The sequence below is a fragment of the Nannocystis pusilla genome, assembly GCF_020073745.1.
In the GTDB taxonomy this organism is placed as follows: domain Bacteria; phylum Myxococcota_A; class Polyangia; order Nannocystales; family Nannocystaceae; genus Nannocystis; species Nannocystis radixulma.
On the sequence record NZ_JAIRAU010000019.1, the window covers coordinates 184,023 to 204,260 of the forward strand.

At 73.0% G+C, this 20,238-nt stretch carries 18 protein-coding genes and 1 pseudogene; 11 read left to right on the plus strand and 8 right to left on the minus strand.

Annotated elements, in window-relative coordinates; all coding sequences use genetic code 11:
• Positions 1-106: 106 nt before the first annotated feature.
• Positions 107-961, plus strand: a complete 855-nt coding sequence (locus tag K7C98_RS15870) for an LDL receptor domain-containing protein (protein WP_224192512.1) — start codon at positions 107-109, stop codon at positions 959-961.
• 72 nt (positions 962-1,033) lie between these two features.
• Here K7C98_RS15870 and K7C98_RS45510 read toward each other — a convergent pair.
• From K7C98_RS45510 to K7C98_RS15890, 4 genes and pseudogenes are all read right to left on the minus strand, one after another.
• Positions 1,034-1,129, minus strand: a pseudogene (locus K7C98_RS45510) (DUF1963 domain-containing protein); the annotation flags it as partial.
• Positions 1,125-1,526 carry a hypothetical protein gene (locus tag K7C98_RS15880; protein ID WP_224192513.1) on the minus strand — a complete coding sequence of 134 codons (402 nt, stop codon included), beginning with the start codon at positions 1,524-1,526 and terminating at the stop codon, positions 1,125-1,127. The pseudogene K7C98_RS45510 and the gene K7C98_RS15880, both read right to left, overlap by 5 nt.
• 21 nt (positions 1,527-1,547) lie before the next feature.
• The gene (locus K7C98_RS15885; RefSeq protein WP_224192514.1) at positions 1,548-3,236 is read right to left on the minus strand and encodes a sensor histidine kinase; all 1,689 of its coding nucleotides are present in this window, start codon (positions 3,234-3,236) and stop codon (positions 1,548-1,550) included.
• A 128-nt stretch (positions 3,237-3,364) separates the two neighbouring features.
• Positions 3,365-4,276: a GAF domain-containing protein gene (locus tag K7C98_RS15890; protein WP_224192515.1), complete on the minus strand. Its 912-nt coding sequence runs from the start codon at positions 4,274-4,276 to the stop codon at positions 3,365-3,367.
• Between the two features lie 826 nt (positions 4,277-5,102).
• Here K7C98_RS15890 and K7C98_RS15895 point away from each other — a divergent pair.
• The 6 genes from K7C98_RS15895 to K7C98_RS15920 all read left to right on the plus strand — a co-directional run bounded on the left by K7C98_RS15895 (position 5,103) and on the right by K7C98_RS15920 (position 10,740).
• Complete coding sequence (locus K7C98_RS15895) at positions 5,103-5,996, plus strand: hypothetical protein (RefSeq protein ID WP_224192516.1); 894 nt, start codon at positions 5,103-5,105, stop codon at positions 5,994-5,996.
• Entirely contained in the window at positions 5,983-6,966 is a 984-nt protein-coding gene (locus K7C98_RS15900; protein ID WP_224192517.1) for a zinc ribbon domain-containing protein, read from the plus strand. The genes K7C98_RS15895 and K7C98_RS15900 overlap by 14 nt, the downstream gene beginning before the upstream one ends.
• Positions 6,963-7,394 (plus strand): hypothetical protein, encoded by a 432-nt coding sequence (locus tag K7C98_RS15905; RefSeq protein ID WP_224192518.1) that lies wholly within the window; start codon positions 6,963-6,965, stop codon positions 7,392-7,394. Before K7C98_RS15900 ends, K7C98_RS15905 begins: the two co-directional genes overlap by 4 nt.
• A gap of 113 nt (positions 7,395-7,507) precedes the next feature.
• A complete protein-coding gene (locus tag K7C98_RS15910; protein WP_224192519.1) occupies positions 7,508-8,314 on the plus strand; it encodes a class I SAM-dependent methyltransferase in 807 nt (268 codons plus the stop codon).
• Positions 8,315-8,868: 554 nt separating this feature from the next.
• Complete coding sequence (locus K7C98_RS15915) at positions 8,869-9,930, plus strand: extracellular medium-chain-length polyhydroxyalkanoate depolymerase (protein WP_224192520.1); 1,062 nt, start codon at positions 8,869-8,871, stop codon at positions 9,928-9,930.
• Positions 9,931-9,945: 15 nt separating this feature from the next.
• The gene (locus K7C98_RS15920; protein ID WP_224192521.1) at positions 9,946-10,740 is read left to right on the plus strand and encodes an alpha/beta fold hydrolase; all 795 of its coding nucleotides are present in this window, start codon (positions 9,946-9,948) and stop codon (positions 10,738-10,740) included.
• 72 nt (positions 10,741-10,812) lie between these two features.
• Here K7C98_RS15920 and K7C98_RS15925 read toward each other — a convergent pair whose 3' ends face one another.
• Positions 10,813-11,943 carry an MYXO-CTERM sorting domain-containing protein gene (locus K7C98_RS15925; protein WP_224192522.1) on the minus strand — a complete coding sequence of 377 codons (1,131 nt, stop codon included), beginning with the start codon at positions 11,941-11,943 and terminating at the stop codon, positions 10,813-10,815.
• Positions 11,944-12,284: 341 nt separating this feature from the next.
• On the opposite strand from K7C98_RS15925, the gene K7C98_RS15930 reads away from it, so the two are divergent.
• The 3 genes from K7C98_RS15930 to K7C98_RS15940 are packed head-to-tail and all read left to right on the plus strand — an operon-like array spanning position 12,285 to position 15,684.
• A complete protein-coding gene (locus tag K7C98_RS15930) occupies positions 12,285-13,682 on the plus strand; it encodes a hypothetical protein (protein ID WP_224192523.1) in 1,398 nt (465 codons plus the stop codon).
• Entirely contained in the window at positions 13,679-14,632 is a 954-nt protein-coding gene (locus tag K7C98_RS15935) for an ABC transporter ATP-binding protein (RefSeq protein WP_224192524.1), read from the plus strand. Before K7C98_RS15930 ends, K7C98_RS15935 begins: the two co-directional genes overlap by 4 nt.
• 20 nt (positions 14,633-14,652) lie before the next feature.
• Positions 14,653-15,684: an ABC transporter substrate-binding protein gene (locus K7C98_RS15940; protein ID WP_224192525.1), complete on the plus strand. Its 1,032-nt coding sequence runs from the start codon at positions 14,653-14,655 to the stop codon at positions 15,682-15,684.
• Between the two features lie 3 nt (positions 15,685-15,687).
• Here K7C98_RS15940 and K7C98_RS15945 read toward each other — a convergent pair whose 3' ends face one another.
• Genes K7C98_RS15945 through K7C98_RS15955 form a run of 3 tightly spaced genes read right to left on the minus strand, consistent with a single transcriptional unit; the run spans position 15,688 to position 18,718 of the window.
• On the minus strand, positions 15,688-16,284 hold the full coding sequence (locus K7C98_RS15945) for a hypothetical protein (RefSeq protein ID WP_224192526.1): 597 nt from the start codon (positions 16,282-16,284) through the stop codon (positions 15,688-15,690).
• Between the two features lie 7 nt (positions 16,285-16,291).
• Positions 16,292-17,770, minus strand: coding sequence for an RNA polymerase sigma factor (locus K7C98_RS15950; RefSeq protein WP_224192527.1), 1,479 nt, complete (start codon positions 17,768-17,770; stop codon positions 16,292-16,294).
• 36 nt (positions 17,771-17,806) lie between these two features.
• A complete protein-coding gene (locus K7C98_RS15955; RefSeq protein WP_224192528.1) occupies positions 17,807-18,718 on the minus strand; it encodes a hypothetical protein in 912 nt (303 codons plus the stop codon).
• Positions 18,719-19,011: 293 nt separating this feature from the next.
• On the opposite strand from K7C98_RS15955, the gene K7C98_RS15960 reads away from it, so the two are divergent.
• A complete protein-coding gene (locus tag K7C98_RS15960) occupies positions 19,012-20,091 on the plus strand; it encodes a hypothetical protein (RefSeq protein ID WP_224192529.1) in 1,080 nt (359 codons plus the stop codon).
• The last annotated feature ends 147 nt before the right edge of the window (positions 20,092-20,238 follow it).

The following is a 20,238-nucleotide window of genomic DNA, read 5'->3' on the forward strand; positions in this document are numbered from 1 at the left end:
CTGCAAGGAAGAGCTCGCCATGTGGAACGCCACGGCGGCCATAAGTGCACACAATCGTCTTCGCAGGCGTGTGATACAGTCGCCATGTGCAAGGAGACAACCATTCATGACGCTTCCACCACACTCCCCTGCAAAACTCCTCGGTGCACTTCTGGCGCTGGCGCCCGCCTGCAGTGGCGCCGGGGATGTCGAGGCGACGACCGACGCGGGTACGGCGGGCACGGCCGCCACGACCGCGGACCCGAACACGAACGCGACCACCACGACCACGGAGCCCGATCCCACGACCACAGCGACGCCCACGACCGGGACGTCGACGACAGGCGGCACCGACACGACGGACGCGACCGGTGAATCGACGACCGCCGACACGACCGGAGACGACGCCGCGGAGCTCCTGCAAAAGTGCATGGACACCGCGGCCCTCCAGGCCGAGCTCAACGCGGCGCAATGCCAGTGCAACGTCAACATCGGCCTGCACCCCGACGTGGCGACCTGCCTCTCGCTCATCCCGCCCGAGCAGGCGCTCACCCCGTGCGCATGCGAGTTGTACATTCAAGACCCCGGGGTCGAGGAATTCTTCGACTGCATGACGCGGCCGTACGCGCAGGTCGTCATGTGCACCGCCGACGTGGTATGCGCCCAGGATCCGGCGCCGCTGCTCGCGTGCCTGCAACCGTTTTACGAGCAGCTCAACGCCTGCCCGTCGCTGCCGATGTCGACGACGGCTCAGGTCGAGATCCAGTGCAACAATGTCGAGCCCTTCCAGTGCGCTTCGGGCGAGCAGATCCCCGAGACCTGGCAGTGCAACTACATCATCGACTGCATGGACGCTTCGGAGGAGAAGGGCTGCCCGGACTCGTTCGGGTGCGCCGACGGCAGCGCATACTTCCCGAGCAATTATGTGTGCGACGACTACGAAGACTGCCAGGACGGCTCCGACGAAGCGGATTGTCCGTAACCGCGGCGACTCCGGGCGTCGTGCGTGATGGGGCGCCCGATGAACGTCGGACCGGCAGGTGCAATCCCAGCGGTGGAGCACGCGCGAGAAGTCGCGGCGCTCGAGCGCGTCGCGCAGGATGAAGAAGTTGGCGCTGCCGAGGTCGCCGAACGACCCACACCGCTCAATTGCCGGCGAGGGCCTCCTCGAGGAAGGCGACCGCCTCGTCCTCGTCGTCGAAGGTCCGGTAGCCCTGGTCCTGGCGTTCGTGCCGGACCAGCTGGATCTTGCCGCTGAGGGTGCGCACGAGGACGGCGCCGGCGCCGGCGCCGTCGAACACGCGGACGCGGTGCTCGCGGGTCGCCTCCTCGAACGCGGGATCGTTGCGCTGCGGGCCGAGGCGGAGATCGACGAGCACGGCGCGGCGACTGCGGTCGAATGGGAGGGCGTGCACCCGCTGCCACAGCGCCTCGTAGGAGGCGCCGGCCTCGTCGGCGCTGGTGTAGGGCGCGGCGGTGCGGACGATCCGGATGATCCGCGGGCCCGGCTCGACCCGCCAGAACGTATCGCCCTCGTCGCGCCGCATCGAGCGAGAGCTTACGCCAAGTCAGAGCGCGCCGGCGATCGGGATCCGGACCGTGAACCAGGAACCCTGGCCGGGGGCGCTCTTGACGGCGATCGACCCGCCCAGCTCGTCACAGTAGCGGCGGCAGAGGGCGAGGCCGAGGCCGAGACCGCCGTAGCGGCGGGTGGGTGAGTCGTCGAGCTGCACGAAGGGGGTGAACAGCAGGCTGCGTTGCTCGGGTGGGATCCCGATCCCGGTGTCACACACGTCGAGCCGCAGGTGCTCGCCCGCGGGCTCACGGATCCGGGCCGCGCGCAGCTCGACGCGACCGCGCGGCGTGAACTTGACGGCGTTGCCCAGCAGGTGGCGCAGGACGTGCTCGAGCTTGACGACGTCGGTCTCGATCGTCCCGAGGTCGCCGTCGACGAGCAGCACGACCTCGAGGTCCGGACCGCTGAGTCGGGCGCGCGCGGCGTCGACGAGGCGGTGGAGGAGCGGCAGCAGCTCGACCGCCGCGGGCGCTTGCTGCCGGTCGCCGGACTCGAGCTGCGTCATGTGCAAGATGTCGTCGATCAACGACAGCAGGTGGTGGCCGGAGATCCGGATGCTGGCCAGGTCGGAAGCCAGCTCCTCCGGCGGAGCCAGCGGCTCGTCGCCCTTGAGGCCGGCGAGGTGCATCTCGGTGTAGCCGAGGATCGCGTTGAGCGGGGTCCGCAGCTCGTGGCTGATGACCATGAGGAAGCGGCTCTTGGCCTGGCTGGCCGCCTCGGCGCGCGCGTGGGCGCGGACCAGCAGCGACTCGGTGCGCTCGCGCTCGCCGATCTCGACGCGCAGCAATTGATTGGTGCGCTGCAGCTCGGCGGTGCGCGCCTCGACCTGTCCCTCGAGGCTGGTGAGCAGGGCCTGGACCTGGGCCTCGGCCTGCTTGCGCGCGTCGATGTCCTCGAGCACGCCGATGATCTGCCGCAGGCCCCCGGCGTTGTCGGCCTCGGCGAACAGGGTGAGCTGCGACCAGACAGGGCGCGCACCGGCGGCGAGGAGGCGCAGCTGGGCGCCGCGCGGGCGGTCGTCGGCGCCGCTCAGGGCGGCGAACAGGGCGTCGAACTCCGGCCGGTCGTCGGGGGTGACGAGCATGCGCGCGGGGACACCGGGGGCGGCCTCGGGCGCAAGACCGAGCCAGGCACCGAGGGCCCGGTTGACCTGCAGCAGCTCGCCGTGCGGCCGCGCGCGGAGCATGCTGACCGGCGAGGCCTCGAACAGGAAGCGGAATCGCTGCTCGCTGTCCCGCAGGGCCCGCTCGACGCGCAGGCGGTCGGTGATGTCGCGCGCGACGAGGTGGATCTGACGGACGCCGGCGACGTCGCGGGCGATGACGGTGAGCTCGACCGGCACAGCGGCCCCGTCGCTGCGAAGGAAGCGCCCGCGGGCGATGATCGGGAGGTCGGGCGAGGTCAGCAACCAGGCCTCGCGGGTGGCCTCACGATCGGCGTCCCGGAGGGTCTCCTCGAGGTCGAACATGTCGCGCCGCAGCAGGGCCTCGACGCTGCAACCGAGCAGCTCGGCGGCGCGCTCGTTCGCCACCAGGATCCGACCGGCGAGGTCGTGGACGAGCACCGCCTCGGCGGTCCACTCGATGCCGGACGCCGCGGCCCGGACGCACGCGAGCTCGGCCTCCAGCGCAGCGACGCGGGCCCTGAGTTGCTGCGCTTCGGCGTCGGATCGGTCGGACATGGACCGAGGGCCCCGAGTCTACCAGATCGCGTGCCCGCCGCCCTGGTCGGCGCGGTCGGCCGGACACACGGGCTGCGTCGAGACCACGAATCCACGCCCGGCGCCCGTGGAGGTCGTCGAGGACAGGCTCACAGCGCCAGCGCAGCCGCGAGCGCGAGGTGGACCGACGGGTAGATCCGGTCGGTGGGCAGCGGCAGGTCGAGCCCGACGATCCGGCGGGCGCTGGCCGGTGTCACGCCCGAGAGCAGGCACACGGCGCCCATCAGGCGGGTGGCGCGGAAGACGTCGATGAGCGCGGCGATCGACGCACTGCCGGTCTCCCCCATGCCGGTCAGGTCGAACACCACGGCGCGGGTGGCGCGGCGCGCGACGGTCTGCAGCAGCCGCTGGGCGACGTGGGCGCAACGCTCGTCGTCGAGGCGCCCGACGACGGGCAGCAGGAGCACCCCCGGCGCGGCCTCGAGGATCGGCGCCGAGAGTTCGAGCAATTCCTCCTTCTGCGTCTTCACCAGAGAGTACTGCTCGTTGAGCGCTCGCAGGTCCTCGAGGTTCCAGTACACGACGCCCGCGAGCGAGGCGACGAAGTTGACGAGCGCGATCTGGACGTCCGAGAAGGCGGCCGGCCGGGTGTTGCCGAGCGAGATGACGCCGACGCTCTCGCCGCGGCCGACCACCGGCACCGTGAGGCGCGAGCGAACCGGGTGCCGCCGCGGGTTGACCCGGGCCGAGGGGTCGGTCTCGACTCGCACCTCGGGCAGGTACAGCACGGTGCGCGTGCGAAACACCTCGCCGACGTGCCGATCCATCGCGGTGAGCTCGGCGGCGCGACGCTCTTCCTCGGTGAAGCCGCGCGTGAACGCGTGGCGCAGCCGGGCGGTCCGGCGGTCGAGGAAGAACAGGCCGATGTACTCGCAGTCGACGATCCGGGTCATGACATCGTCCATGGCCGCGACGAGCATCGCCTCGTCGCGAACCGCGGCCAGCGCGGCGGCCGAGCGATCGAGCAGCGGCAGGAGGTCGAGCGAGCTGGCGCGAGACATGCGGGCCGGCACGAGCCTATCACCTCCGGCGATCCACCGGCGGGGGCGTCGCGTCCGCCGCGCGAGCGTCGATCGCGTGCTGCGCCTGGAGTGGAGACCCGGACGAGGTCGACGCGCTCGTCGCTGGTGACAGGCGGTGGCTCGTCCGTCTTGTCCCATCCTGGCCACTCGTCGAACGAGCTCCGGTATCGACCGAGGCCGTGCCGAGACGCAGCGAGGTCGCCGAGCAGGAGCGGCTGCTGGGCCACCGGCTGCTGCCGGACACACCATTGACCTGCTGCACTTCTCCGAGCCGCACGGCATCACGATCATCGACCAGCGATTCATCTCCCCTCTCGACTATCCCGGCGATACGATCATCGGCATCGCCGAGCATGACCCGCTCGACGACCTCTTTGACGAGGACACGGCGGAGGCGCTGAGCGCGAGCTTTGAGTGCATGCCTCCTCGGGACCCTGGGCTCGGTCGTCGAGGAGGAGTCGCGGCAGGGTCGATGAGAGCATGATTCGTCGCATCGCCGCCCCGCGACCGCTCGCGTCGCGGAGACGGGCCGCGAATTGCGAGGCCGGCCGAAGCGTTGCTCCCGGGCGCGCAAACGCCCGGGGCGCCGTCCTTCGGCGTCGCGCCGCAGAGCCGGGGTCGAGCCGCGCTGGAGCGGCTGCAGGTCGACATTCGCCCCTCTCGGCGTCTCCGAGCCCGACGCATCGTGGTCACGTGACGTCGGCTCTGGCTGTGCGAGGTTGCCCGGCGCGCTTGTGCGCGGACGCGGAAATCGACGTCGTCGCGGCCGCGGGACACCGGCCTGTGGCACGATCGCGGCCCGGGCGTGAGCGAGGTCGTCGAATTCTCGTGCGGGTCGTGCGGCTCGCAGATCCAGGTCGAGGCCCACCTGCGGACCGCGACCTGCCCGTACTGCGCGTCGCCGGCGGTGGTCGAGCGGCCGCGGGAGGCCGGGCGGCCGCAGCCGGACTTCGTGCTCGCGTTCATCGTCCCGCACGAGCAGGCGCTGGTGGCGGCCCGGCGCTGGGTGAGGCGGGCCTGGCTCGCCCCGGAGGCGTTCCGCAAGGCCAAGGTCGAGGCCATCCGCGGGATCTACGTGCCCTCGTACCTGTTCTCGGCGGCGGCCCACGCGGAGTACACCGCCCGGATCGGCGAGAACTACACGGTGACCTACACGACCACGGACTCGAAGGGCCGCACGGTCACGCGCACGCGCACGGAGACCGAGTGGCACACGCTCGCGGGCAGCTACTCGGCCTACGTCAGCGACGTCGTCGTCACGGCCTCGCGGGGGATCGGCAACCACGAGCTCGAGGGGGTCGAGCCCTTCGACCTGCGCGCGCTCCACCGCTATTCGCCGCGCCTGCTGTCCGGGTGGATCGCCGAGGAGGCGTCGATGACGGCCGAGGCGTGCCGCGAGCTCGCGGTCGCCGAGGCGATGGCCGAGGTTGAGCGGCGCATCATGACGATGATGCCCGGTGACCGGCAGTCTGACCTCGAGGTCAGCGCCCGCCTCGCCGACATCGCCCAGGTCCTGATGCTCGCGCCGGTGTGGGTGCTGCCGGTCCGCTTCGCCGACGACCGCGTGGTCCGCCTGCTGGTCAACGGCCAGACCGGCAAGGTGTTCGGCAAGCCGCCGCGCTCGTGGGTGAAGATCGGCGCGCTGATCGTCTTGATTGTCGGCCTCGTCGCCGGGGGGGTGCTGCTTGCCCAGCGGTGAAATCGCCGCGACGTCGGTCCGCGCGGCCTGCAGCCGCTGCGAGTCGCCGGTCGAGGCCGGCGATCTGCGGTGTGCGGTGTGCGGGCTGCCGACGCCGGGCGAAGCGCTCGTCGGCGCCGCGACGCGCGTCGAGTTCCTCCGCTGCGAGGGCTGCGGCGCCGCGGTGTCCTACGACGTCGAGGTCCGCGCGCCGAAGTGCTCGTTCTGCGGCTCGTTGATGCACGTCGAGCGCCCCGAGGACCCGGTCGAGGAGGCGTCCGCCTACCTGCCGTTCGCGGTCGACCCCGCGGCGGCGACGGAGGGATTGCGGCGCTGGCTCGGCACCCTCGGCTTCTTCCGCCCGGGCGACCTCCAGTCGGCGGCGACGATCGGCGAGTTGAGGCCGCTGTGGTGGGTCGGCTGGGTGTTCGACGCCGAGGTGCTGATCAGCTGGGCCGCCGACTCCGAGGTCGGCTCCCGGCGCGCGTCCTGGGCCCCGCACGCGGGCCAGCAGTCGTTGGACCTGCGAAACGTGCTGGTGCCGGCGTCACGCGGCCTGAGCGCTGCGGAGTGCCGGGCGATCGCCCGCGGTTACCGCATCGACTCGGGCGGCCCGCCACCGGAGGCCCGCCCGGGCGTGCTGATCGAGCGCTTCGACGTCCAGCGGTCGGCGGCCCGCCGGGCGATCGTCGAGGGGCTCGAGCGGGCCGCGCTGGCGCGCGCGAGCACGTGGGTCCCCGGCAGCCGCCAGCGTAACCTCTCGGTCGCGGTGCTGCCCCGGCGCCTCAGCTCGGAGCGGCTCGCCTTCCCCGCCTACGTGCTCGCGTACCGCTACCGCGACAAGCTCTACCGCGCGGTGATCAACGGCCAGGACGCGGCGGTGGTCACCGGCAAGGCGCCGCTCTCGATCGCCAGGATCGTCCTCGTGATCGTCGGAGGGCTCGCCGCGCTCGCGCTGATCGTCGCCCTGATCGTGGTCCTGGCCCGGTGAGCCGCGAAGTCGAAGTGCGCTCTGCTATCGTCGCGGTGCCCATGGAGATCCGCTACATCACGACCGACCTGGAATTCGACGCGCCCACGAGCCTCGATCGTGTCGTCGCCGAGCTCGAGCCCGATGTCGTGATCCACCTCCACGACCGCGCGGGCGAGCTCCACTCCGTCGCCCTCGGGATCGCGGTGGACGACTCGCCGGAAGAGTCCGTCGCGCACATCTGTGCGCTGCTCGAAGGCCTGTCCCCGCCCGCCCGCGACGCGTGGGACCGGTGCACGCGCCGCGTCGTCGACCTCGCGTTCGAGAGCGGCACCACGCCCAAGGACGTCACCTACACCCTCTCCGCGGGGCTCGTACGTCGGCTGGGCGAGCTGGGGCTCGCGATCGCGGTGACCGTGTACCGCGTGGGCTTCTACTCGGGCGAGTGAGACGACCTCTACTGCTGCGAGACGGCAGGCGCCGTAACAGTCCGGCGCCGTCGCCCTGGCCCGCTCGCAGCACCCGAAGCCTTGATCGAACACATCCATGTTACGATGCCCGCGTGCTCGCGCGCCGCGCCATCCTGCTCCTCGCCCTCACCGCTTGTCGCCCGGCGGCGGAGCCCGCCTCGGCCCCGCCCTCGGCAGAACCCGCGGGCGCCCCTCCACCGTCCGCCGCACCGGCGCCGTCGTGGCAGGCGATCGTCGACGACCCGGCCCGCCCCGCCGAGGAACGCGCGCTCGACCCCGGCCGCAAGCCCGTCGAGCTGCTCGAGTTCCTCGACCTGCGACCCGGCACGCGCGTCGCCGATCTCGGCGCCGGCTTCGGCTACACCACGTTCCTGCTGTCCCGCGCCGTCGGCCCGGACGGGGTGGTGTACGCGCACAACAACACCTACGCCCGCGAGCGCTTCCTCGAGCCGAAGTGGACCGAACGCCTGGCGACGCCGGAGTTCCGCAACGTCGTCCGGGCCGACCGCGAATTCGACGACCCGCTGCCCCCCGAGGCCACGGACCTCGACCTCGTGATCAACGTGCTCTTCTATCATGACACGTTCTGGTTCGGCACCGACCGCGCGCGGATGAACCAGGCCGTGTTCGCGGCCCTGCGCCCGGGCGGGGCGTACGTGATCGTCGACCACAGCGCCGTCGCCGGCGCCGGAGGCAGCGAGGCGAAGACCCTGCACCGGGTCGAGGAGTCGACGGTCCGCGCGGAGGTCGAGCAGGCCGGCTTCACGCTCGCGGGCTCGGCCGAGTTCCTGCGCAACCCCGCCGACACGCGCGACTGGAACGCCGCCCCCTTCGCCGCCGCGGAGCGCCGCGGGACCGCCGATCGCTTCGTGCTCAAGTTCGTCAAGCCCGCGGGTTGACGCCTGATTCTTCACATGTCCTTGGGGACATATCATGCCACATGCCGGAGGCGCGACCGCGGCTCCCGCGGTCCGAGCGAGTGATGGAGCGCGGCGAGGTGCTGCTCGGCTGCACGCCGGCGTCCTCGAAGCCGCGGTCGAGGAACAGCCACGCCACCGCGTCGAGGATCGCCGCACGCCGGTCGGCCGCCCCCTCGCGGCGCCGTCGTTGCCGTCGCGGAGGTGTCCGCGCGCGGGCGTGTCGCCAGCCCGAGCCCCTGAGCCCACGGCGCCTCGATCTCACGCGGCCGCTCGACCTGCTCGACCCCGAAGCCGTGATGCCGCGGACCGAGGGTTCGGGCCGCGGCAGCAGACCCAGGTCGAGGTCGTGATGGATGCTCGAGCGCTGCGTGCCGCTGACCCGGACGGCGCCGCGATCTTCAATCGTCGCGCCGCTCCGGCCCCGGCCATTTTGTGTTGCACAACCTTCTTTTTTGCATAACTCAATTGTCCAGAGTTCACGCCTTCTGAGGCCATCGATTGCCTCGTTCGACCGACCGTGATAGCCTGACGGCATGGAGTTCTCCGCGCCCTCGTCGTGGTCCATCGCCGTCGCCGTGCTCGCGTCCGCCTGCGGTCAACCCGGCGAGCCGACGAGCACCGACTCGACTGTCCCCGGGGACAGCTCGACTTCGGGCGCCGGCCCGACCACCGCCGACGCGCCGACGTCCACCGCGCCGACCACGACGCCGGACGGGAGCGGCACCGGCGACGACGACACCGCGAGCACGAGCGGCGAGGCCACGACCTCCACGACCACCGCCGACACCGCCACGACCCGCGATCCCACGACCGACACCACCGGGGACGACACCGGCGTCGGGCCCGGCTCGCGCTGCGAGACGACGGCCACCACCATCACCTGCCCCAAGACGACCGTCGAGCTCGGGCCGTGGCAGCGCGACGTGCACTGGCAGGTCCCGCTCGGCGAGCCGCCGGCGGCGGGCTGGCCGGCGGTGCTGATGTTCCAGGGCTCGTTCTTCAGCGCCGAGGTCACGTGGATCGCCACCGACGACCTGCCCTTCGGGGCATATCATCAGACCTGGGTGGTCAAGCGCCTGCTCGACGCCGGCTACGCGGTCATCACCCCCGAGGCCAAGCTCGACGGCGGCACCTTCTGGGACACCAACGTCCCGCCCTTCTCGCTCAACTGGGAGTCGTCGGAGGACCACGAGCTGATGCTGCTGATCTTCGCCGGCATCGAGGACGGCACCTTCGGCCCGCTCGACCCCGGGCGGCTGTTCGCCACCGGCATCTCGAGCGGCGGCTACATGACGAGCCGCATGGCGGTCTCCTACCCCGGCAAGTTCCGCGCCCTGGCGATCGCGGCCGGCTCGTACGCCACCTGCTCCGGCCCGCTGTGCAGCGTCCCCGACCTCGACGCCGACCACCCGCCGACGCTGTTCCTCCACGGCGAGCTCGACCTGACCGTGCCGCTCACCACCGCGGAGGAGTACCACGACGAGCTGCTCGCCGCCGGCGTCGCCACCAAGCTCGTCAGCCAACCCGGCGAGGGCCACGCGTGGATCGCCCAATCCCCCGACGAGGTCCCGGCCTGGTTCGACGCCCACCCCTGATCCGCCGATCACGCCATGTTCGCCCAGAATCAAGACACCCGCATCTATTATGAGATCGGCGGCCGGCCCGACGGCCCGCCGCTGCTCCTGCTGCGCGGCCTCACCCGCACGATCCGCCACTGGGGCCCGCTGCTCGACGACCTCGGCACCACCTTCAAGACGATCGCGCTCGACAACCGCGGCGTCGGCCGCAGCGACAAGCCGTACGGGATCTACTCGACGCGCACCATGGCCGACGACGCCGCGGCGGTGCTGGCCCACGCGGGCATCGATCGCGCGGCCGTGTTCGGCATCTCGCTCGGCGGCGCGATCGCCCAGGAGTTCGCGCTGCGCCACCGCGAGCGCGTGACCCGGCTGGTGCTCGGCTGCACGCGCGCGAGCGGCAAGGACGGCCCGCCCGCGAAGCTGTCGACCGTGCTCACCCTGCTGTCCGGCCTGTGGCTGCCCGAGGCCCGCGCGCTCGAGCGCACCACCCCGCTGGTGCTCTCGCCGGCGTTCCTGCGCGAGCACCCCGAGATCGTCGGCGAATGGCAGGAGCTCGCCGAGCGCTTCCCGACCCGCCGACGCGCCCTGATCGGCCAGCTCGGCGCGGTCCTGCGCCACGACACCCGCGACCGCCTGCGCACGATCGCCGCGCCCACCCTGGTGATCAGCGGCGACGCCGACCGCCTGATCGACGTCGCCTGCTCGCACGCCCTCGCCGCCGCGATCCCGGGCGCCCGCCTCGAGCTGCTGCCCGGCGCCGGCCACGACATCCCGGCCGAGCGCCCCGAGGCCATCGCCGCCCTGCTGCGCGAGTTCTGCGTTTAAGAAATTGTACTTCAGGGCATGCCCTCATGGACATGCCCCGATGGTTATGCCCACGAGGGCATGTTCGTGCGTTCAGGTCCGCCGCTTGACCAGCGCGAGCCCGAGGCCGAGCGCGAACAGGAGGAAGCGGCCGACGTCGCCCGGCCCGCCGCCGTTGCTGCTGCACGCGCAGCCCTTGTCGCCGTCGTCCTCGCCGCCGCTGGCGCTGTCGCCGGACGTGTCGCCGGTCGTGTCGCCGGTCGTCGGGCCGGTCGTCGGGCCGCCGGTCGGCTCCTCGCCGCCGGTCGTCTCCACGTCGCCGGTCGTCTCCTCCTCGCCGGTCGTCGCCTCCTCGCCGGTCGTCGCCTCCTCGCCGGCGCAGGCGCTGCCGGGCACGCCCTCGGCCTCGGTCCAATTCGGCTCGGGGGGCGTGTCGAACTCGTGCACGACGTCGTCCTTGCGGAAGAAGCACGGCTGGCACAGCGAGAACGGCTCGGCGGCGTTGCCGGCGAGGTCGATCGCGCTGACCTCGAGGCACACGTCCTTCAGCGGGTCCTTGCCCGCGAGCTGCGAGAGGACCAGCGACAGGCTGACCACCAGCGACTCGCTGTCGGAGCGCACGGTCCGGCGGAAGCCGCCGTCGCCCTGGCCCTCGGGCTCCCAGGCGATCGTGAACAGCGTCGGGACCTCGCCGGGGCCGGGCCCGACCTGGCTGAGGTGGACGTAGTAGGTCAGGTCGCTGTCGCTCTGACAATCACCGCCGCTCGACACGAAGTCGCCGTGGTCGTAGATGCCGACCAGCGCCTCGTCGACGAGCGGCACCGGGGCCGCGAGGTCGTGCGCCCCGGCCGTGTAGGTCAGCGTGGTGACCTCGCACTCGGGGCAGAAAGTCCCCGACACGACCACGCTCTGGCCCTCCATCGGCGCCGGCTCGACGAGCGCGGCCAGCCCCGGGACGTCGTCGTTCCACGGGGCCGCGACCAGCGTCGCCGGCTCGCCGTCGACCGTCACCGTGACGTCGTCGGTGATGAGGATGCTGTAGCCGTCGAACAGCAGCGCGGCGTTGCCCGGGTGGGTGCCGCCGTCGACCGGCAAGGTCTTGGTGACCGCCGGGTCGGCCGGCGAGCACGCCTCGGCCACCCGCGGGGCGACGAACGAGAGGACACACGCGCCGGCGAGCGCGGTGCCCTGGAAGAAGCGACGAACGGAAGGGGACTTGCGCATGCCGGAGGCCGCCTGCAGCGCACAGGCCATGGCCGGGTTGGCGCGGAGTTACGCGCAGTTGCATGGTTTCGGCGGGATCGCTCGTGCGCTGCCCCATGGCACGGCTGTCCCGGTCGCGGCGCCGCCGTCCTCACCGTCGCGCACTTGCAGGTCAGGCCACGCAGGCGCGAGCGCTCCGCCGCGCCCGACTCGTTCTCCGCGCGCGCTCGGTTCAATCCTGTCCTCATGGACATGCCCGAACAGCCACCCGACCCCCGAGCATGCGGCGCGCCGCGCAACCACCGCCCGGGTGAGCTTCCTTCGCTCGCCCCACCCCTCCCCGCGGCGATAGTCTCCCGGCGGTGCCGCGCTCGCCCCACACGCTCTGGCTCGCCGGCGTCGCGCTGTGGAGCCTCGTGACGCTCGCCGCTCCGCTCGCGGGCCTCGTGCTCGCCGCGGCCGAGCCGGGCCCGGCGGTCATGCCCGCGACCCTCCTGTCGATCGCCGCCGGCAGCCTCGCCCTCGCCGCGGCCCTCACCGCGCTCGCGCTCGTGCTCGCCTACCCGCTCGCGCGCGCGGTCACGGCCCCGTGGCTGCTGCTGTTCGTGATGATCGCCCCGCTCGCCCGCGCGATCGGTGCGCTCGCGCTCGGCCTGTCCCCCGGGACAGGTTCCGTCGCGCTCGCGCGCCTCGCCGGCGACGTCCCGCTGGCCGCGCTGCTGCTGCGCGCGCGCCTGCGGACCCGCCCGCGCAGCTGGCTCGACGCCGCCGCCGACCTCGGCGCCGGCCCGTGGCGGCGCTTCGTCGCCGTCGAGTGGCCGCACCTGCGCCCCGCCTACGCGCTGGCCGCCGTGTGCATCACCCTCCTCGCCGTCGGCGACGCCACGATCGCCGCGGTCGCCGGCGGCGGCAAGCGCTACACCCTCGGCCTCGCCCTGCGCGAGGCCGTCCTGCTCGACGCCCACCCGCGGCGGGCCGCGGTGATCGCCGCGCTCTTCGCCGCGATCGCCCTGCCGTGCGCGTGGGCCCTGGCGCGAGGCCTGCGCGCCGCCGGTCGCGGCCGCCCCGGCCGCGAGGCCCCGGCCTCGCGCGCCGGCTGGTGGCTGCTGCTCGGGTGCGCCGCCCCGCTCGCCGCGCTGGTGCCCGCGGCGGTGACATGGCCCGTCGGACAGGGCGACGCCCTGCTCCTGGCCCAGCTGCCTGCCACCCTCGCCAGCGCCGGCGTCGCCGCGCTCCTCGCCGCCGCGCTCGGCTGCGTCACCGGCCTCGGGGCCCCGGCGCGCTGGGGCCCCGCCCTGCTGCTGCCGCTCGCCCTCCCGCCGGCCGTCTACGGCGCCGCCTGGCTGGTGACCGCCCGCGCGCTCGGCTGGGGCCCCGGGCTCGGCCTGACTGTTGCGACATTGCTCCCGGGACAGGTGGCGATCGCCCACGCGGGCGCCACCGCGGCCCTCGCCGACTCGGCGCGCCTGGCCGACGCGGCCCGCGACCTCGGGGCCGGCGCGCTGGCGCGGGCGCGCTGGCTGTGGTGGCCGCTGGCCTGGCCGATCGGCGCCGCCCTGGCCCTCGTGGCCTTCGCCCAGGCGGTCGGCGACGCCGGCGCGTCCGCCTTCACCTCCGGCCCCGGCGGCAGCACCCTGGCCGTCGGCCTCGAGATCCTCGGCCGCGGCGGCGACCAGGGCGCCGTGCCGCGCTGGGCCCTCGGCCTCGGCCTCGTCCCCTTGCTGGCGGCCGCGCTTGCTGCTCTCCTGCGCCGGCGATGACGCTCACGCTGCGCGCCCTCGGCAAGACCTACGCCGGCCGGCGCGTGCTCGCCGACGTCAGCGTCGAGCTCGCGGCCGGCGGCTACACCTGTGTGATGGGCGCCTCGGGCTCGGGCAAGACCACGCTGCTGCGGATCGTCGCCGGCCTCGAGCGCCAGGACGCCGGCAGCGTGCTGCTCGACGGCCGCGCCATCGACGACCTGCCCGCCGAGCGGCGCCCGCTCCACACCCTGTTCCAGGACTACGCCCTCTTCCCCCACCTGAGCGCGCTCGACAACGTCGCCTTCGCCCCGCGCCTGCTCGGCGTCCGCGATCCCGAGCTGACCGCCCGCGCCCGGGCATTGCTACGAGATGTCGGATTGGACATGTCCTTCGAGACACGCAAGCCCGCGGCCATGTCGGGCGGCGAGCAGCAGCGGGTCGCGCTCGCCCGCGCCCTCGCCGGCGCGCCGCGCTGGCTGCTGCTCGACGAGCCGCTGGCCGCCCTCGACCGCCCGCTGCGGGCCGGCCTGCGCCGCCTGCTCCGGGACCTCGCGCGCCGGCGCGGCCTCGGCTGCCTGCACGTCACCCACGACCCCGAGGAGGCGCTCGCGCTCGCCGATCGCCTGCTCGTGTTCGGCGGCGGCGCGCTGCTGGCCGCCGGCGCCCCGGCCGAGCTGTACGCCGCCCCGCCGTCGCTGGAGGTCGCGCGCCTGCTCGGCGAGGTGACCCGAGAGCCAGGTGGCGACGGCTGGCTGCGGCCCGAGCACCTGCGCCTCGGCGAGTCCGGCGCGACCGGCGTCGTGCGCAGCCTGGCCTGCCTCGGCGATCGCTGGGAGGTCGAGGTCGAGATCGCCGGGCGCGTCCATCTGTCGCGCAGCCCGACGCCGCCGGCCTGCACCCCCGGCGCCGCGGTCGCGCTGGCCTGGGACCCCGCCCGCGTGCTGCGCTTCGCCGCGCCGCCGGCCTGAATTGTGGCATCGTCGCCGCCATGCCCGGCCTGAGCCGCCGCTCCTTCCACCGCTTGCTCGGCGCCGGCGCGTGCGCCACCGCCTGCTCCCGCGGCACCACTCTGGCCCTCTACAACTGGGGCGACTACCTCGCGCCCGAGGTCCTCACCCGCTTCACCGCCGCCACCGGCATCGGCGTCACCCAGGACTACTACCTCGCCGAGGCCGAGCTCACCGCCAAGCTGGCCGGCGGCGCCGCCTACGACGTCGTGTTCCCGATCGACTACGTGCTCGAGCGCATGCGCAAGCAGGCGCTGCTGGTCCCGCTCGCGCGCGACAAGCTGCCCGGGCTCGCCAACCTCGATCCCCAGTTCGGCCCGTGGATCGCCGCCGACAACCAGATCTACGCCGTCCCCTATCTGTGGGGCACCACCGGCATCGGCTACGACAGCGACCACGTCGAGCCCCCGACCTCGTGGAAGGCCCTGTTCGACCCCAAATACGCCGGCAAGATCAGCGTCATCGACAGCAAGGGCGACGTGTTCGACCAGGCCTTGCTCGCCGCCGGCATGGACATCAACAGCACCGACAAGCCGGCCATCCGCGAGCGCGTGTACCCGATGCTGCGGGCCCAGAAGGACCTCCTGCGCGCCTACGACGCCAACCCCGCGCGCGCGCTCGTGTCCGGCGAGACGTGGATCGCCCAGATCGACAGCGGCGACCTGTTCCGCGCCCAGAAGCAGCGCCCGAGCCTGCGCTACGTCATCCCCGACGAGGGCGCGGTGCTGTGGGTCGATTACCTGGCGATCCCCGCCTCCGCGCCGATGCCCGGGGTCGCCGTGCGCTTCGTCGATTTCCTGCTCGACCCCGAGATCGCCGCCCTCAACGCCAACGAGCTGCGCTTCGCCACCCCCAACCTCGCCGCGATCACCCGCGGCCTGGTCGCCGACGCCGGCGATCCTGCCCTGTACCCGTCGCCCGAGACGCGCAAGAAGTTGTTCGCGTCCGAGCAATGGTTCGGCCAGACCGAGGCCGTCGTCGACGCCCTGTGGCTCGAGCTGCGCAGCGCCTGACGCTCACGGCCCGCAGGTTCCGGGCTGCTGGCAAAGATTCTCGAGGTCCGCGGTCGCTCCGAGGCTGAGGTCGTCGCCACACAGGCAGACCTTCTCGCAGCACAGCGGCGCGAGGAGCGTCGCCGGAGCGCACACCGCCTCGCTCGCGCAGCCCGGGATCGCCGGGCAATCGGCGTCCTCCTCGCAATTCTGGGTGCAGCGCGAGCTCGCGGCCACGAAGTTTTGGTCGAGCTCGCAGAAGTCGCCGTCGCAGGTCGGCCACGGCGCCGCGCAATCGCTGTCGTCGCTGCACGGCGGCGGCGTGTCCTCGAACTGAAACACGCAGATCCCGCCCGCACAGTCCGGCTGCAGCGAGATCGCCTTCGATTGCACCGACTCGGGGACGCCGAGCAACTGGCACGAAGCCCCGTACTCACCCTCGCCCGGCGCGACGGTCGTGCCGGACGTGGTCATGGCGATGCCTCCGCTGAGTTCAGCGTGGGTGGAATCGGTGGAGTCGGCGACCGACAGGCTCTCGCCGATGGGATCGGGCTGGAGCACACAGCCGCCGAGGATCGAGACGAACATCAAGGATGAGACGGAGCGTGTGCAGTGGGTCATGCCCGCTTCAATCTCCGGCTCCCTTCCCCGTCGTCGAAGAAACTGCAGCGGCCGGGCACAGCGACGCAGCCTTGCGGGCCAGGGCAGGCTGCTCGCGTGCCAGCCGCTCGGCCTCGGCGCGGGCCGCATCGACCTGTCCGGAAGCGCAGGTGGCGACGATCTGCGACAGCCGCCGCTCGTCGCGCAGCGTGCCCTCGGGGAACTCGCGCGCATGGGTCGCCAGCAGCGTCTGCGCCTGCGCCCACGCCCCGTCGCGGATCGCCCGCCGGGCCGCGGCCACGAGCGCGGCCTCCCGCGCCAGCTCGTCGCTCGCCGACGTCTTCGCCAGCAGCGGCACCGGCTCGGCCCCCCGACGCTCGCGCGGCGCGGGAGTCGCTCTTGCCGCTCGTCGCCGATCCCGGCGGCCATCCGCCCCTGCCTGGCCGGGGCTGTCCTCCGGGACATCCCCGCCATTCGTCATCCTGTCCCCCAGGACAGGTCCACCCGTCGACGCCGCTCCAGGGCCCGCTGCCGTCCCGACCTCGCGGCCATCCTCGGCCCCGCCCGCGCTCGCCTCCGACCTGTCCTCAAGGACATCCTCACCCGCATTCGCCTCCGACCTGTCCCCGGAGACTTCCTCACCCGCGCTCGTCGCTGACCTGTCCCCAGAGACCTCCTCGACCTCACCCGCCCGCGCGCCAACCCGCCCGACCGCCACCTCGACCGCAGCCGCCGCGCTCGCCTCGTGCTGCACCGCCCCCCCGCCGGTCAACGCCAGCAACGCCAGCCCGAGCGAGGCCACCAGCGGCGCCCCGACGAACCCCGACACGACCCCCGCGCCCGGAGCCGCCGACGTCCCCGCCGATGCTGACCCCGAGGACATGCCCCACAGCCCAGGCACGAGCAGCCCCGCGAGCACCCGCTCGCGTGCCCCCGCCGACGGCGTGTGCCCGCGGCGCGCCTGGCTCAGCACGGCCTCGCGCTCGACGCTCCACTGCTCGCGCACGCGGAGCCGCGCGCAGCTGCGATCGAACTCCTGCCGGGCCGCGCGCAGCCGCGAATACACGGTGTTCTCCTTGATCCCGAGCGCGCTGGCGATCTCGCCGGCCGACTGCTGCTCGAGCTCCGCGAGCACGAACACCGCGCGCTTGTCGTCGTCGAGGCGGGCGAGGAAGCGGTCGAGCAGCGCCGTGGCCTCGCGCTCGAGCAATTGCGCGTCGCCGTCGACGCGGCGGACGGGCTCGAGGGACAGCGCGTGCACCAGCCGCTCACGCCGCGACGCTCCGCGGCGATAGCGCCAGGCGATCCGGCGGACGATGCCGAACAGCCAGCCGCGCACGCTCGTGATCGGCGCGTCGCTGCGGCGCAGCACCACCAGGAACACCTCCTGCGCCGCGTCCTCGACCGCCGCGGCCGTGACCCCGAGCCGGCGCAGGTTCTGGTGCACGTAGGTGAAGTGGGCGCGGAAGAACGCGGCGAACTCGGGGTCGGGCGAGCACGGAGGCATGGCAGGGGGATCGATCTCCGGCACGGCGGGCTTCCGTCAGAAAAAATACACCGCCACCCCGGCGCCGAAGCGCATGCCGACCGGCGGTACCCGGTACAGCAACGCCGGAGCGTCGCCCGCGGTGTAGCCCCGGCGCGTGAGCGCCACCACCGCCTCGACCTCGAGCCCCAGCGAGAACCACGACCGGGGCTGCCACTGCAGCCCCGGGCCGAACACCCCGGCTGCCCACATTCCGACGCTCCGCTCATTGCGCGCGAGCCCGACCCCCTGCGCCGTCAATGCCCCGAGCTCGAGGCCGCCGCACAGATGCAGCGACCACGCCCCCCGGGCCCGGCGCGGGCAGCCGCGCACCGCCGCGGCCGACAGCTGCAGGCGGGCGCCCGCCCCCGGGGCATTCGCGTAGCGCAGCGCCCCGGCGAAGGTGTGGTGAAACCGCAATTCGAGCCGCGCCCGCGGCCACACCACCGCCAATCCGGCCTGCAGCCCCGGCGCCGGCGAGCGCGGCGGACCGACCGCGCCGATCACTGCCATGAATGCACCGATCGCCGGCGGCGGTCGGACCTCCGGCGGACGCGAGCGCCGCAGCCCCGGGGGGATCTCGTCGTCCTGCGCCGGCCGCCTCGCCTCCCCTTCCCCCGCCTCCAGCGGCTCGGCGGCCACCGCCACGATCACCGCCGTCGCATCGGCCAGCGGCCCACAGCTCACGTCGTGCGCGCGCCGCTGCAGCACCGCGTCGCCGGCCCGCAGCGACAGCTCGAGCGAATAGCCGGCCTCCAAGGCCGCGACCGCAGCGTCCACCACCACCGGCCGGCGCGTCCCGGCGGGCGTGAGGCGCTCGATCGCCGCCGCCACCTCGGCGGCCGTGGGACAACCCGCCACCTCGGGCCAGCGCAGGTCGAGCCAGCCCGGTTCGGCGACGAGGACGAGCGCGAGGACCGCGGGCTGCACTCGTTCGAGTATGCCCGCGAATGCGAGCCGGCGCCCCCGTACGCCGGCGCGGATCCGGCCGGACCCTCCACATTGATCGGGGCCCCGCTCGGCGAAGCGCCCAGTCGCGGGCGTGCGTCCCCTGATGATTCGCGTGAAGACATTGTCGATATTCGAGCGCTCGTCGCAAACCATTGGGGTCACTTCTCCTCGCCGCGAGGCCCCATCTGCGGCCGCGACGCTGCGAGGCCGACGCGCGCGAATCGACGCCTTGACGCTATTTGGGCGCCGGGTGTAAGGCCGCTGCCATGGCCATGACCCTACAACATTGGTGGTTCGTCCTGCCCTCACTGACGCTCCTCGCCATGCCGGCGTGCGGCGACGACGGCGGCAATACGACCGGGAGCACCGGCACCGACGGCACGACCGACACGCCCGGCACCACCGAGCCCGGCGCGTCGACCACCACCGGCGACGAGCCGAGCAACCCCACGGTCGACACCGCCGTGCCGACCACCCAGGGGCCGACCACGGCCGATCCGACCGGCGAGCCGGGCACCACCACCGGCACCACCGGCCCGGGCACCACCACCGATCCGGGCACCACCACCGATCCCGGGACCACGACCACCGACGACACGACCACCACCGGCGGCGTCGAACCTGGCCCCGAGGACATCCCGGAGATCCCCGACGACGGCATGCCCTCGTCGGCGCATTTCAAGAAGGTCCCGCTCGGCATGTCCGACGCCGAGCAGGGCTACTGGGAGTACACCCCGCCCGGCTACGGCGGCGGCGAGAAGTACCCGCTGTTGGTCTTCCTCCACGGCATCGGCGAGAACGGCAACGGCGACAGCGAGCTCGACAAGGTGCCCGCCAACGGCCCGCCCAAGCTGCAGAAGAACGACCAGTGGGACACCTCGCTCCCGTTCGTCGTGCTCTCGCCGCAGCACCCCGGCGGCGGCTGCCCCGGCTCCGGCGAGGTCCACGCGTTCATCGAGTTCGCGATGACGCACTACGACATCAACCCGGCGCGCGTCTACCTCACGGGCCTCAGCTGCGGCGCGATCGGTTCGTGGGGCTACCTCGGCGACTTCCTCGACGAGCAGATCGCGGCGATGGTCCCGATCGCCGGCGACGGCAAGGGCGCCTTCAACAAGGCCCAGTGCGAGCTCGGCCGCGTCCCGATCTGGGCCTTCCACGGCGACAACGACGGCACCGTCAACGTCAGCGGCACGATCGAGCCGGTCACCAAGCTGCAGATGTGCGACCCCAAGCCCGACGCCGAGATGATCATCTACCCCGGCGTCGGCCACGACTCCTGGTCCATGACCTACGACCTGTCCGCCGGCCACGACATCTACACGTGGATGCTCGAGCGCTGGAAGCAATAATCATCGCGCCACGCTCGCGGTCCGGCCGCTCCGCGCGGAGGCCGGGCTGCGGCCTTCATGCTCGCGCGCTCGCAGCAATCACCGCCGCGCCGTCGCGTTCGTCACGACCCCCGTCGTATGAATCGCAGCCCGGACGGACCCATCCGC